Annotated in this window: 11 protein-coding genes; 1 reads left to right on the forward strand and 10 read right to left on the reverse strand. The window is 61.9% G+C overall.

The genetic code is table 11. The features are described from left to right. Window positions 1-84: 84 nt before the first annotated feature. Window positions 85-900: a cyclase family protein gene (locus KIO76_RS22000; RefSeq protein ID WP_213325733.1), complete on the forward strand. Its 816-nt coding sequence runs from the start codon at window positions 85-87 to the stop codon at window positions 898-900. Window positions 901-1,048: 148 nt separating this feature from the next. Here KIO76_RS22000 and KIO76_RS22005 read toward each other — a convergent pair whose 3' ends face one another. The 10 genes from KIO76_RS22005 to KIO76_RS22050 all read right to left on the reverse strand — a co-directional run bounded on the left by KIO76_RS22005 (window position 1,049) and on the right by KIO76_RS22050 (window position 13,909). Then, a complete protein-coding gene (locus tag KIO76_RS22005; protein WP_213325734.1) occupies window positions 1,049-2,614 on the reverse strand; it encodes a long-chain-fatty-acid--CoA ligase in 1,566 nt (521 codons plus the stop codon). A gap of 88 nt (window positions 2,615-2,702) precedes the next feature. Beyond that, window positions 2,703-5,171: a CaiB/BaiF CoA transferase family protein gene (locus KIO76_RS22010; RefSeq protein WP_213325735.1), complete on the reverse strand. Its 2,469-nt coding sequence runs from the start codon at window positions 5,169-5,171 to the stop codon at window positions 2,703-2,705. Between the two features lie 19 nt (window positions 5,172-5,190). Then, complete coding sequence (locus KIO76_RS22015) at window positions 5,191-6,330, reverse strand: acyl-CoA dehydrogenase family protein (protein WP_249730000.1); 1,140 nt, start codon at window positions 6,328-6,330, stop codon at window positions 5,191-5,193. A gap of 28 nt (window positions 6,331-6,358) precedes the next feature. Continuing rightward, the gene (locus KIO76_RS22020; protein ID WP_213325736.1) at window positions 6,359-7,288 is read right to left on the reverse strand and encodes an SDR family NAD(P)-dependent oxidoreductase; all 930 of its coding nucleotides are present in this window, start codon (window positions 7,286-7,288) and stop codon (window positions 6,359-6,361) included. A gap of 31 nt (window positions 7,289-7,319) precedes the next feature. Then, the gene (locus KIO76_RS22025; protein ID WP_213325737.1) at window positions 7,320-8,768 is read right to left on the reverse strand and encodes an NAD-dependent succinate-semialdehyde dehydrogenase; all 1,449 of its coding nucleotides are present in this window, start codon (window positions 8,766-8,768) and stop codon (window positions 7,320-7,322) included. Next, complete coding sequence (locus KIO76_RS22030) at window positions 8,761-9,942, reverse strand: thiolase C-terminal domain-containing protein (RefSeq protein ID WP_213325738.1); 1,182 nt, start codon at window positions 9,940-9,942, stop codon at window positions 8,761-8,763. The genes KIO76_RS22025 and KIO76_RS22030 overlap by 8 nt, the downstream gene beginning before the upstream one ends. Then, the gene (locus KIO76_RS22035) at window positions 9,939-10,364 is read right to left on the reverse strand and encodes a Zn-ribbon domain-containing OB-fold protein (RefSeq protein WP_213325739.1); all 426 of its coding nucleotides are present in this window, start codon (window positions 10,362-10,364) and stop codon (window positions 9,939-9,941) included. The genes KIO76_RS22030 and KIO76_RS22035 overlap by 4 nt, the downstream gene beginning before the upstream one ends. Beyond that, complete coding sequence (locus KIO76_RS22040; protein ID WP_249730001.1) at window positions 10,361-11,221, reverse strand: MaoC/PaaZ C-terminal domain-containing protein; 861 nt, start codon at window positions 11,219-11,221, stop codon at window positions 10,361-10,363. The genes KIO76_RS22035 and KIO76_RS22040 overlap by 4 nt, the downstream gene beginning before the upstream one ends. A 438-nt stretch (window positions 11,222-11,659) precedes the next feature. Then, complete coding sequence (locus tag KIO76_RS22045; RefSeq protein WP_213325740.1) at window positions 11,660-12,850, reverse strand: CaiB/BaiF CoA transferase family protein; 1,191 nt, start codon at window positions 12,848-12,850, stop codon at window positions 11,660-11,662. 255 nt (window positions 12,851-13,105) lie between these two features. Continuing rightward, entirely contained in the window at window positions 13,106-13,909 is an 804-nt protein-coding gene (locus tag KIO76_RS22050; RefSeq protein WP_349629420.1) for an IclR family transcriptional regulator, read from the reverse strand. Window positions 13,910-13,969 lie beyond the last annotated feature (60 nt).

The raw sequence follows: 13,969 nt of genomic DNA on the forward strand, positions 1-13,969 counted from the left end.
GCTAGCTCCATGGCATGCCGTTCCAGGAGACGCTTAGCGAGCCAGACGGCTTCGGTAGCGCGGCGCTTGTATCGAGGGAAAACCATGGTGGATCCGAACGACCTGACCCTCGAAGCCTGGAGTGCAGGCGCCGCGACGGTCACGCAGGGCAGGATCGTTGAGCTGGGGCGCGTCTTCTATGCCGGAATGCCCCATTACCCCACGCATCCGGACTTCGATATCTCCTTGTTTCGCAGACACGGAGACCGGGTTCGTGGCGACGGCGCGAGTTCGGCGAGTTGCCTTTGGTCATTCGGCGGACACACCGGCACCCATATCGATGCGCTTTGCCATGTCTCGCATTGCGGATTGATGTACGACGGATCGGCGGTCGACAACAACGCCATCGAGCGCGGTGACGGACCGGGTGACGCCGCCGCTTTCCCCTCCTATGTCCGACGCGGCGTTCTGTTCGACATAGCTGGGCTGGACGGTGTCGATCGCCTGCAGGGCGAGCGGGTAATCACCGCGGACGACTTTGAGAATGCCTGCCGGGCCAACAGCTTTGATCTGCAAAAGGGCGATGTCGCTCTCGTCCGTACGGGATGGGCGCAGCACTGGGGCACCGACGACTATATCGGGCACGAAACCCCGGGGCCGGATCTCGAGGGGGCCCGATGGCTCGCTGGCAAAGGCGTCACCCTCGTCGGCAGCGATACTGCCGTATTCGAGAAGGGCCCGATCGCGGAAGCCGCGCCCGTGCATCATCTCCTGCTGATGGAGCACAGGATTCACATCATGGAGAACCTGGACCTCGAGGCGCTGGCTGCTGCGAGAATCTACACGTTCTTCTTTCTGGCACTGCCATTGCGGGTCAGGGGTGGAACGGCCTCCCCGCTTCGTCCCATAGCCATTTACTGACGTTGCGGCCGCATCGCATTCGGCCGCGTGGCCCCTCCGCCGTATGTTCGCGCGCCGGTTGGGCAGCAAGAGTTAAACCCGGGTTGACGCAATAGCACCGACTTGCCGCAAGCCACCCGCTGCCCGGATGGCCCCTTACCGCCGACGCTCAAGCAATCGCGCGCGATTGGTCCTTCCAATAGGGCTCACGCAGCACGCGCTTCAGCACTTTACCGCTCGCATTACGCGGAAGTTCTTCGATGAAGTCGTAATAACGCGGGATCTTGTAGCCGCCGAGCTTGTCGCGGCAAAATTCGATGAGGGTTTCAGCCGGAATGCGGTTGCCCGAGCGCGTGACGCAGATGGCAAGTGCCGCCTCTCCCCACTTCTCGTCGGGAATGGCAATCACGGCGACATCGCGGATGTCGTCGTGCTCCATCAGCGCGCTCTCGATCTCATTTGGATAGATGTTCGTGCCGCCCGAGACGATCATGTCCTTGATGCGATCCTGCAGGAAGACATAGCCTTCCTCGTCCATATAGGCAGCATCACCGGAATAGAGCCAGCCGTCCCGGATTGTCTCGGCCGTTTTTTCAGGATTGCGCCAATAGCCTTTCATGACATTCGGGCCGCGGATGGCGATTTCGCCGACCGTGCCCGGCGGCACCGGATTTCCCTCGCCGTCGACCACCCTGACCTCCGCCAGAACAACCGAGCGCCCGGTCGAGCGCAACAGCTCCGGCCGTCCGTTCAAGGCTTTCAGGTGATCAACTTCATTGAGATATGCAATGCCGCCGCAGGATTCGGTGAGACCATATCCCTGGATCAAGGGGCATTTGAACGTGGCTAGCGCCCGCCGCAACACGGACTCGCTGATCGGCGCGGCGCCATAATGGATAACCTGAAGGTGACTGAAATCCATCTCGCTGATCTGCGGCATATCGAGCAAAGTCTGGATGATCGCTGGAACCATATTGGCGGTTGCAATGCGCTGCTCGGTCAGCGTCCGCAAGAAGAGGTCCGGATCGAAATGCTCCATCAGCACCACGGTGCCGCCGTTGATGGCCACCGTCATGATGCGCAGCACGCCCGCAGCGTGATAGAGCGGAGTGACCACGAGGTGGCGCTCCCCGGGTGAGCGGGACAGGACCGAGGCGGACATGACCTGCTCGACATGAGCGATCACGTTCTGATGGCTGATCATGATGCCCTTGGGGTGCCCGGTGGTCCCGCTCGTATAGATCAGGTAGAGCATGTCGTCCTTCGTCAGCTCCAGCCGAGGCGCGTCGGGCGGGGCGCTGCCGATGAAGTCCTCCAGTCTTTGCCAATTGTCGAAAGCGGCCGGACCCACACTGACAAATGCGACCGAAGGATCGATATCAGCGCGAATGCTGTCGATCGCGGCGACATAATCCTCCCCGCGTACGAAACACATGCTGACATCCGCATCCTTGAGGATCCAGAGCCATTCGCGCGGGACAAGACGGTAGTTGAGCATGACAGGTGCCACGCCAGCCTTTGCGCAGGCCATAAACATCACGCCCATGTCGAGATCGTTTGTCGATAGATAAGCGATGCGGTCGCCACGCCCGAGCCCTGCCGCGATCATGGCATTCGCCCATCTATTGGCGCGAATTTCCGCATCCCGATAGCTGACGACAACCCCGTCCTGGATCAGAAACGGTGTGTCCGGCCGCGCCTTCGCATGGTATTCGAACCAGTCGTGCACTCTCATTGTCGTCGCTTTCCCCGTCGTTCTCGAAGCCCCGTGCGCTCGGGCCGATGGTTTCTGTGCCCTGATCGATCTGGGCACCTCCTCCCCTTTAGACCACACTTGGCCGGTCATAGCGGGGTCCTTCGTCGGACCACCATATCGCTTTGCTCTCGCGCAACGGCTTCAGATCGCCTGGAGCGATTCCGACGATCTGAGTGAGCAACTCCACCGTGTCCTCCCCCAGCGCCGGTGCGTGGCGAAAGCCGCGGAATTCATGAGCCGAAAGCTTTAAAGGCGATCCGGCTACTTTCAGTCGGCCTCCCAAGGGATGGTCAAAGCTGACGAGCATTTTGCGCAGCTCGACATGCGGATGCGCATAGGCCTCCTTGATCGTGTTCACCGTGGCGCCGGGGATTCCAAGCTCCACGAAGCGGCGCTGCCATACGTCCGCACTTTCCCTCGCCATGACGGCTGCAACGAGATCGTTCAGCTCGCCCTCGTTGTCCTGCCGTAACTGTTCCGTGGCAAAGCGCGAATCGTCGATCCACTCGGCATGGCCGAACAATCGCGCAGCCGCCGGCCAGAACTGACCGGTGATGCCGAGCACGAACCATTTCCCGTCAGCACATTGGAACGGCCCGTAGGGTACTGCGCCGCTGCCACCCCGTCGCTGCAGCGCGGGATATTCGCGGCCCGAAAGCGCAGGGGCGACCCGGTAGGCGTGCATGGCGAGTTGCGTATCGAGCAGGGCAATATCGATCATTGCACCAGAGCCGCTGGCTCGCCTGCGGCGAAGCGCAGACAGAACCGCGATAACGGCGTAGAACGCGCCCGCGATGCCGCCGATCGGGTTGCCGCAACGCACCGGCATAGGGCCGGGTTCGCCGGTGCCGGTAATGCTCATACCACCGCCGAGCGCCTGAATGGTCGCATCATAGGCCGGAAGGTGCGACCAAGGACCTGTCTTGCCAAACCCCGAAACCGAGCAGGTAATGATGTCGGGCTTGACCGCCTTCAAAGCATCGGGATCGAGCCCGAGGCGATCCATGACCCCGCCCTTGTAGTTGTCGTATACAACATCCGCGTGACGCGCGAGTTTCAGGAAGATCTCGCGACCCGAGGCGGACTTCAGGTCGAGGCAAATCGATCTTTTATTGCGATTGAGCCCGAAATAATACGCGATTTCCGGTGAGATCCGAAGATCGCGGATATCTTCACAGTTCGCCCCCTCGCCAGGCGGCCGTTCGACCTTGACGACCGTTGCGCCAAGGTCAGCGAGCAATTGCGTGCCGAAGGTACCGCTCGGCTCATCTCCGCAAAGCTCCAGAACGAGAAGGCCGCGCAGCGGCCCGTCGATCGCGGCCAGGCCCGCAATCCGCGCGTCGACTTCACCGAGGCCGACCATGACAGCCGGCAGCGGTTCCAGCGCAATGCCGTCATCACTTCCCTCCGACACGGGCGCCGTGAAGCGGCCCTTCGGCTCGCCGACGAAGCGGATCGGATTGGCGGCCGTGCGAACGCCTTCGCCCCCCGGGCCATCAAGTGTCGCGATCATCTCGCGTGCTTGCGCTTGGGGTTGCTCGAAGGCCTCGCGGATCGAATTGACTTTGCCCACCGGAACATGGGCCTCGATCAGCTTCTCCTGCCAGTGATCCGAGGACGCCGTCAGGAGCTTTTCCTCGATTATCGGCTCAAGGACGCCCTGGTTATCCTGGCGCTTCGCAAGGGAAACGAAACGCGGATCCTCGATCAGGTCTTCAAGACCAACGGCTTCGCAGAAGCGCTTCCAGAAATTGGACGCAATACCAATCACGATCCACTTGCCGTCCCCACAGAGGAATGGGCCATAGGGAACGGTGCCAGCCCCTCCGCGGCGGGGTTCCGGCGCGCCGAATTCGACGCCTGCGCCAAAGGCCTGCGGCACGCGATAGGTGTTGAGCGCCAGCTGTCCATCGAAGAGAGAAATATCGATGGCTTGCCCCCTGCCGGTACGCGCTCGCTCATCCAGCGCCGCAAGGATGCCGATCACCGCATAGAAGGCGCCCGTGATATCGCCAATCGGGACACCCCAGCGGCAGGGCATGCCCTGCGAGTCGTTCGAGCCGGTAATGCTCATACCGCCGCTCAGCGCCTGCACGGTGACATCATAGGCACCGACGCCCGCCCAAGGACCTGTCGAGCCGTAGCCACTGATCGAGCAGGCGATGATGCGCGGATTGACCTTGGCGAGCGCCGGATGATCAATGCCGAGACGTGCCATGACGCCAGGCCGGAAATTGTCGTAAACGACGTCGGATACTTCGACCAAGCGAAGAAATTTTTCTTGATCCGCCGCGCTCTTGAGATTGAGGTTGATGCTCTTCTTGCCGCGCTGCAGGCCAAACAGGAAGCCATCGGCGTCGCTGACCATCTCGTCCGGATCCCTCGGCGCGACCGGCATTCCTCCGCCTGGCGGTGACACTCGGATGACCTCCGCGCCAAGCGCTGTGAGAATGTCGGTACCAAATGGCCCCGCCACCACGGTGGAGAGATCGAGAACCCTGAGACCGGCGAGCGGTTGAGTATCGGAACGGGTCAAGCGTCTCATCCTTGTACCTTCAGAGCGTCCGCGCGATCAGCACTTTCATGATCTCCGAGCTTCCGCCTGCGATGCGGCGGACACGCGCGTCGACATACATGCGCGAGATCGGCGTTTCCGACATGTACCCCCAGCCGCCATGCAGCTGCAGGCACTCGTCCACCACGCGGCACTGGAGCTCGGTGTTGAACAGCTTGGCGATCGCGGCCTCATCGCTGGTCAGCTCATGCTTCAGATGCTTGGTAATGCAGTGGTCGAGATGCGCCCAGCCGACGGTGAGATGGGTCTTCAGCTCGGCGAGCTTGAACTGAGTATTCTGGAACTCGATCAGCGGTTTGCCGAAGACCATGCGCTCCTTGACGTAGGCTACCGTCGTGTCGAAGGCCTTCTGCGCCGACGCCATGGCGATGGTGGCGATCGATAGTCGCTCCTTCGGAATCTCGTGCATGACCTGCGTGAAACCGGAATTTTCGCTCCCGAGCAGGTTGCTCACTGGCACACGCACGTTGTCAAAGAACAGCTCGGCCGTATCGGAGGCCTTCATGCCCATCTTTTTGAGCCGCTTGCCTCGCTTGAAGCCCTCACGCTCACCATCGACGACGATGAGGCTGACGCCCTTGCGGCCGAGTTCCGGCGCCGTTTTGCACACAACAATGACGAAATCGGCATTGATGCCATTGGTGATGAACGTCTTCGAGCCGTTAATGACGAACTCGTCGCCATCACGCACCGCCGAGGTCGTAATCGCTTTCAAGTCCGAGCCGGCCTGCGGCTCGGTCATAGCAACCGCGCCGATCATCTCGCCCGTCACCATGCGCGGAAGCCAACGTTGCTTCTGCTCCTCCGTGCCGAGAGCCTCGAGATAGGCGGCGACAATATCCGTGTGCGTCTGAATGGTGAAGCTCGACTGGCCAGTGTAGCCGAGCTCTTCATCGATAATGCAAAGGTGAAGGAAATCACCGCCGATGCCGCCGTATTCGGGACCAACAGTCGGGCAGAGGATGCCCATCTCGCCGGCCTTGCGCCACAGCTCCTTCGGAATGATACCGTCTTCCTCGTATGCATCGATGTGCGGCAACAATTCCCTTTCGAAAAACTTGCGGACCGAGCGCCTGAGCTCTTCATGCTCCGCCCCGTAGATTGAACGACCTTCCATCATGGCGATGATCTCCCCTCCGCCTGAGAAGCTACTCGGCCGCTTCCGCCGGCGCGGGGTTGATATAGCCTTGCAGGAGGGCGGAAGGCACAAGCTTGCGGATTTCTTCTGGCGTGAAGGGTTCGCTGCCCGCCTTCACGACGCTGGCCTTGAGTTCGGGATCGTTGTAGATGCCGATCTTGCGATCCTCGACGCGGAACGCCTGACCATTGATATCAGCGGCTTCATCGGAACAGAGATAAGCGGCAAAGGGAGCCACGTGCTCCGGCCCGCCCATGTTGACCACGGCATCATACCGCTCCTGTGTGACAAGGCCGGCCTCCAGCCGTTTGCGAAAGCCCTCCCTGACGGACTCGTCGAGCGTCAAGCGGGTAGCCGCGGCCGGGCAGACCGTATTGGCGGTCACGCCGTATTTGCCGAGTTCACGAGCCATGGCGCGGGTTAGCGAGAATACGCCGCCCTTCGCCGCACCGTAATTGGCGCCGCCGACCGTTCCGCGCCACGCTTCCGACCCCATATTGATGATGCGTCCCCATTTCTGCTCGCGCATGTGCGGAGCAGCGTGGTGAATCATCGAATACTGGCCACGCAGGTGGATATTTACGACGATATCCCAGGATTCCACCGGCATATTCCAGATCATCTTGGGACGCAGCACACCAGCATTATTGATAAGAATGTCAACCGAGCCGAATTCTGATTTGCACATCGCCACGGTGCGGCCGCAGGCCTCATGATCGTCAACACTCTCGGCCGCAACGATCGCCGTACCGCCGGCCGCCCGGATAGCGGCAGCTGCTTCCTCTGCCGGGCTTGCGCCTTCCGCTCCTCCGCCGTCCTTGGTGGTACCCGGATCCATGATCACAACGCTTGCACCGTCGCGCGCCAGTTCTTCAGCGATGGCACGGCCGATTCCGCGCGCGCCACCAGTGACGATCGCCGCTCTATTTTTCAATCGCATCTTGTCTTCTCCCCGAATGAGGAGGCGCTCATCACGCCGAAATCTTGTGGGAAATGGATTTGTAGGTGAGATAGCCATCGAAGCACTGGGCGCCACCTTCACGACCATACCCGCTGTCCTTCACCCCGCCGAACGGCATTTCGGGCGAAGAGCCGGTGAACTGGTTGATCGAAAGCCCCCCTGCCTCGACCCTGTCACTGATCATGGCGATCGCCGCGGCGGAGTCGGTAAAGGCGTAGCTGGCAAGACCGAACGAGGTGGCGTTCGCCCGGTCACAGACCTCTCGAAGGTCCGTGAATGTCTGAAACACCGCGACCGGACCGAAGGGCTCCTCGCTCATGATGCGCGCGGAGTCGGGAACGTCGGTCAGCACGGTCGGAGCATAGAAGGCTCCCGTGTTGCCGATCCTCCGTCCACCCGTGCGCAGTGTCGCACCGCGCGCGATCGCGTCCTGTATCAACGCGTCCACCGCCGACAGGCGGCGGCTGTGGATCATCGGGCCCATCTGCGTGTCCTTCGCCAGGGGATCGCCGACGACGAGCGCTTCTGTCGCAGCCACAAAGCTGTCGACGAAGCGATCGTGAATATCGCCATGCACGTAAAACCGCGTCGGCGAGATGCAGATCTGGCCGGCGTTGCGGAATTTGGCACCGGCCGAGATCTGTGCGGTGACGATCGGGTCTGCGTCGCCGCAGACAATCACCGGGGCATGCCCGCCCAGTTCGAGGATCATGGGCTTCAGATAGTGTCCAGCCTTTGCAGCCAAGGACCGCCCTACCGGCACGGAACCGGTGAACGTCAACATCCGGATGTCCGGCGACGCGATCAGTTGATCGGAGATCTGCCTCGGATCGCCGAATATCACGTTGAGGACGCCCGCCGGTACGCCAGCTTCCAGAAGGCATTGGGCAATCAACAGCGCCGTTGCCGGCGTCTCCTCGGCGGGCTTGATGACAAGGGTGCAGCCGGCGGCGAGCGCCGCGGCCATTTTGCGGGCCGGCGAGGCGCCCGGCCCGTTCCAGGGACTGAAGGCGGCCACGGGCCCGACTGGCACGCGCAGCGCCATCTGAGCGACGCCTGGAGCACCTGGGATGACCTCCCCGAGGAGGCGCAGGCTCATTTCCGCGTGCCATTCGAAATGGTCCGCAGCGCGGTTCGCTTCCGCCGGACCGTCGCGCAGCGGTTTGCCCTGTTCAAGCGCCATCAGTGTCGCCATCTCGTCCGTTCGGCTGCGGATGAGACTGGCCGCTTTGCGCAGGATGGCCACTCGCTTCTGTGGATGGGTCGTCCGCCAGGCATCAAAGGAGCGGCGGGCCGCGGCAACGGCTCGGGTTACATCGCTTTCCGTGGCAACCGGTAAGGCGCCGAGCGTTTCACCGGTTGATGGGTTCTCGACCAGGATCGTGGCGCGCCCGTCACTGTTGATCCAATGACCGTCGATGAGAAGTTTCAGGGGCGGATAATGGAACGGGTCAGACATTGGAGAGGATCACCGTGCTTGCGGCCGCAAACTGGCGACCCGGGCCATGAACGAGGCTGGTGGCGAGACCCTGGACCTGACGCTCTCCAGCCGTACCGCGCAGCTGGGCGACAGCCTCAAGCATGGCAAACATGCCGTAGCGGCCAGAGTGGCAGTAGGAGAGACCGCCACCATTGGTGTTGACAGGCAGGTCGCCGCCAGGGCCGGTCTTGTAGATTGTGGTTCCGTCCGGGGCTCTGCGCGTTTCAGAGAAGAAGCTTCCAGATTCGCCCTTGGCTACAAAGCCGAGATCTTCAAGGAACATCATCGGCGTGAAGCTGAAAGCATCGTAGAGCATCAGATGGTCGATGTCGGCAGGACTGAGGCCGGCCTCGGCAAAAGCTTGCCTGCCGGAAAGTACCGTCGCATCCGAGGTGGTGAAGTCGCGCATCATGGCGATCTGCCGGTGGGCCGTCGCCTCACCCGTGCCAAGAATATGGATCGGCCTGGTGGGAAGGTCTCGGGCACGTTCCGCCGACGTGATGACGAGTGCACCGCCCCCGTCGGCGACGAGGCAGCAATCCAGCTTGTTGAAAGGATAACAGACCATCGGCGAGGCCTCGACATCCTCCGGCGTAATGCGACCGGCTGAATGCATGAGGGCGCGCGGGTTGAGCAGAGCCCATTCGCGTGTAGCGGCGGGGACGTGGCTCATCTGACGCTTGGTGGTTCCGTACTGGTGGAAGTGACGGAGGACCGGGATCGAATAGGTCGTGGGCGCAGCCGCGACGCCGAAGGGCAGTTCAAACTGGCCGGCGGGGCTCGCGGCCGTGCCCTGAGGTTCCATGTCGATCCAGCTGCGACCGCTTTCGCCATGGACGACGAGCGCAACGTCACAGTAGCCGGCCGCAATGGCAGCGACAGCATGGCGAACAAAGATCATGTAGGAGCAGCCGCCAACGCTGGTGCCGTCCACATAACGCGGTACGAAATTGAGATATTCGGAGAGTTCGTTGGGTCCGGCGACGCAGGTGAAGAGGCCGTCCACATCAGACAGCTTAAGACCTGCATCCGCGAGCGCATTCTTGGCGGCTTCCGCGTGGAGGGCCAGGCGCGACATGTCGGGCAGCTTGCCGATCCGGTCGGTTTCAGCGGCGCCCACGATCGCCGCCGTTCTGCTGAGCGGCCCAGTCATGGTTGCACCAGCCTGAATTTTGCAAGCGTCACCGCCTCGGTCACATCGTCGAAGACGACCTCGACAGCGGCGTCAATCGGAAGCTTCTCAGGTGTCGGGTCGTCGATGACGATGTTGGTCATCATGCGCGGACCTTCATCCAGCTCAACCACCGCGATAACATACGGCACCGTCGTAAAACCCTTGGCAGCCTTGCTGTTGATCACGTAGGTGTGGAGCTTGCCGCGACCACTCGCTTCGCGCCATTCAAGCTCGCGCGACAGGCAAAAGGGACAGATGGAGCGGGGATAGAAATGTGGCTTGCCGCATTCGGTGCACCAGGGCAGCATCAGCTTGTGAGCCATTGTGCCGTCCCAGAATGCTTGGGTTTCCGGTGTCGGCTTTGGCAGAGCCCCTCCATAGGGCGGCTTCGTTTCGTTCATGCGGCGATCTCCGCCCGTCCGTTGTTGAAGACGAGCTGGTCGCGTTCCGGGACCCGCGCCTGAAATGCGAAGCGGCCCTTGCCCTCGTCCCACAGGTCAACCTTGATCGAATCGCCGGGATAGACCGGTGCACTGAAGCGTCCGCCGAATTCTCTAAGACGCGTGACATCATGGCCGCAGACGGTGGCGATCAGCGCTCGCCCGATCATGCCGTACGTGCAGAGCCCGTGCAGGATGGGCCGTTCGAAGCCGGCTTTGGCGGCCTTCTCCGGAAACGCGTGGATCGGGTTCCAATCTCCGGACAGACGATAGATCAGGGCCGCTTCGGGGCGCGTGCCCATTGTGAAGCTGACATCCGCGGGGCGTTCGGGAATCGGATAAGGTGCCGGCTGCTTCTGGGCCGCCCCCCCGCAACCGCCGTCGCCGCGCAGGAATGAGGTAGAGGTCCGCGTGGCGAGTATCTCGCCTGTCGCTTCATCGATAATGTCGCGCTCCATCATCAGCAGCGCACCGCGACCCTCACCCTTATCGACGATATTGGTGACGCGGTTTCTTCCTATGACCGTGCCTCGGACCGGAAGCGGCTTATAGATCCTCAGGCCCTGCTCACCGTGCAGGCTCTTGACCCAGTCGATGCCGGTGCGGGGATCCGCCATCCAGGGGCCCGGTCCCCCGAGCACCACCGCCATGGTCGGCATGGCAACGAGCCGATCCTCAAGCACGAACTGCAGTTCCTCGAGGTCGGTGGGATTGTGGCCATAGCCCAGGCCCAGCGCATAGAGAATCGTATCCCGCTCGGAATAAGTCTGCCGGACGTCCTCAAACCTCCAGTTCATCACCGCGTCGTAGTTCAGCAATGCCGCCTCCAATCTGCGGTTCTTCAGCCGGGTCCCGCCTTGCTCTCAAAACTACCTATGAGTAGGAAAATGTCAATGCGGATACGCGATTCCACCATCAAAGACTTGGAATACGCGCCAGTTCCTCGCGCCCTCCCCGTTCTTTCACTGTGATTTTCTACTATTAGGTAGGTTCTTCGGCCGACAGGGGCATCTCGTTCATCCTTGGCGCGGCTGCGGCTGTGCGCTGCTGTCGGCTCAGTCCAGGTGCCGCGGTGCGATGGCGCGAAGCTGCAAAAAACAGCTATCGCCCGGGCCCGCGTGTCGATGAGGCGCCTCCCCTCTTGGCGCGCCGCGGACTGGTTCTTCCTGGCGGCCATTCTCTCGGCCGCAGTGTTGCCGTGAAGGCGACACGACTGATCGAGACGTGCGGAACCACGGCCCTTGCATGTTCTCCGGCTAGCCGAGCGGTCCTTTATCGTGGACGATCGAGCCCACCTGCAGCCCCGCCGTTATTCCGGCCTGCTCCAGACGATCGATTTCCGCAGCGGAGAAACCGATTTCAGACAGAATTTCCCTGCTGTGCTCGCCGACCATGGTGGGCGGGGACGCAACCGCGCCGGCGGTCCGCGAAAAACGCGGCGCAGGTGCCGGTTGGGGCATTCCCTCCACTTCGACGAACATTCCTCGCGCGACGGCATGACTTTCACGTAACGCCTCGTCAAAATCCAACACCGGAGTCAGGCACGAATCCGTGTCTGCAGTCATGGCGGCCCATTCGTCGCGGTCACGTGTCAGGAAGATCTCTGTCAAACGCTCGCGTAGCTGGGGCCAGAGCGCCTTGTTCCGCTGATTATCGCGCAGGAGCTGGTCGTCAATCCTGCAACGCTCGAGAAAGACATGCCAAAACTCCGGTTCGATAGCCGCCAGCGCCACCCACCCGCCATCCTTGCACCGGTAGCAGCGATAAAAGGGCGCGCCGCCGTCGAAGAGATTGGCCTCGCGCGCGCGGTTCCAGAGGCCCTTGCCATGATAGGCCCAGATCATGCTGGCAAGCATTGTGGCGCCTTCAGCCATGGCAGCGTCAACCACTTGACCCTTGCCCGAAGTGCTCCGCTCGACCAGCGCCGCCAACACGCCGGCGATGAGGAGCATGCCGCCGCCACCGAAGTCGCCGATCAGATTGAGCGGCGGGACCGGCCCCCCAGTCTCGGTGCCGATCGTCGAGAGAATTCCGCCTGTCGCGATATAGTTGAGGTCATGCCCGGCCTCGTTGGCCCGGGGACCGGTCTGTCCCCAACCGGTCACGCGGCCATAGACAAGTCGCGGATTGCGCGACAAGCAGATCTGTGGCCCGAGCCCAAGCCGTTCCATCACCCCGGGTCGGTAACCCTCAAGGAGAACGTCCGCGGTTTCGATCAGTTGCAGGGCAACGGCAAGTCCCTCCGGCCTTTTGAGGTCGAGCGCGATGGAGCGCCGGGAGCGGTTGAGGACGTCTTTGCGCGTCTGGTTCCAGCGTTGTCCCGGCCGGTCGATGCGAATGACGTCTGCACCCATGTCCGCCAACCACATGGCCGCGAACGGCCCGGGGCCCACCCCGACCATCTCGACCACCCGAATTTGCGCAAGAGGACCACTTCTGACCGACATTAACCCTCCAGATCTGCAACACGCGTCTCTCAAGGCGGCGCGGCCTGCAACGACTTCACCGGCCGTCGGCTCCCCATCTATTCTTATGAAGACGACTCCGGCTTGTCTACCCTCGGGTAGGACAACGTGAAGAGAAGTGGGAGTCGCGGCCACGACCTCGAGCTTGGTCGAAAGCCGCCCTTCCTATCGGCTCTTGGCTGCGGCTTTCAAAGAGGTATAACCATGACGGTTTCGCGAGCGTCCCCGGCCAGCATCTTAACGACGCGGGCGCCGCCGCTGGGAACCGGCGGCATCCTCCGTAGGGCCCACGCCGGGATAGGGAAAGCTTTCTCCGCCGAGCTTTGACGAGATCCGGTTGCCCGCCTCCTGCATGAGGTGGGATAGCTCCGGGATCCGGCTGTCGACGCGGACTGCTGGACCGCTGAGCGTCAACGAATATTGCACAATGTTGCCCTGCTCAAATAGCGGAACGGCAATGGCCGTCAGGCCCGGAACCCGCGTGCCGCTGGTCACCGCGATGCCCGCGATGCGAATGGCGTTGAGATCGGCCCGCAATTCGCTCAGTTTGACAAGCCTCGCGGCGCCGATGGCGTCCAAGAGGTCGCCGCGTTCGCGCTCTGCCATGAAAGCCAGAAGCACACGGCCGGCCGCGCCAAACAGAATGGGGACACGTTCTCCCGAACGGGAGATTGCCATGAGGGGCGAAGGCGTATCGACAACCTCGATCACCATTCTCTCGTGATGCGCGCGAGCGTTGAGCGTGATGGTCTCGCCGGAGAGCTTGCTGAGCTCGATCATTGTCGAGCGCGCCGCCTCGCGCGCGGTCAGCGTACCCTGCACCAAACCCGCCAACCGCACGAGCTTCATCGAAAGCACGTATTGACCGTTTTGGAGGCGCACGAGATAGCCTTCGTTCTCGAGGGTGTTCACAAGCCTGAATGCCGTCGCCTTCGCTATCGGCGTGCGCTCGGCGATGTCCTGGAGAGACAGGCTCACATGATCGGAGTCGAAAGCGTCAAAAATCGATAACGCACGCGTAACAGATCTGGCCAAAGTCACTCCATCCCGACACAGGTTCGCCTATAAGAAAGTTATAATCCGCCGGAGCGCTCACGCGTG

The organism is Chelatococcus sp. YT9 (assembly GCF_018398315.1).
GTDB lineage: Bacteria > Pseudomonadota > Alphaproteobacteria > Rhizobiales > Beijerinckiaceae > Chelatococcus.

Excerpts from the sequence above, each read along its gene's own strand:
- KIO76_RS22030 (WP_213325738.1), bottom strand. The coding sequence starts at position 9,942 with ATGACTGGGCCGCTCAGCAGAACGGCGGCGATCGTGGGCGCCGCTGAA.
- KIO76_RS22035 (WP_213325739.1), bottom strand. The coding sequence starts at position 10,364 with ATGAACGAAACGAAGCCGCCCTATGGAGGGGCTCTGCCAAAGCCGACA.
- KIO76_RS22005 (WP_213325734.1), bottom strand. The coding sequence starts at position 2,614 with ATGAGAGTGCACGACTGGTTCGAATACCATGCGAAGGCGCGGCCGGAC.
- KIO76_RS22045 (WP_213325740.1), bottom strand. The coding sequence starts at position 12,850 with ATGTCGGTCAGAAGTGGTCCTCTTGCGCAAATTCGGGTGGTCGAGATG.
- KIO76_RS22020 (WP_213325736.1), bottom strand. The coding sequence starts at position 7,288 with ATGCGATTGAAAAATAGAGCGGCGATCGTCACTGGTGGCGCGCGCGGA.
- KIO76_RS22015 (WP_249730000.1), bottom strand. The coding sequence starts at position 6,330 with ATGATGGAAGGTCGTTCAATCTACGGGGCGGAGCATGAAGAGCTCAGG.
- KIO76_RS22000 (WP_213325733.1), top strand. The coding sequence starts at position 85 with ATGGTGGATCCGAACGACCTGACCCTCGAAGCCTGGAGTGCAGGCGCC.
- KIO76_RS22025 (WP_213325737.1), bottom strand. The coding sequence starts at position 8,768 with ATGTCTGACCCGTTCCATTATCCGCCCCTGAAACTTCTCATCGACGGT.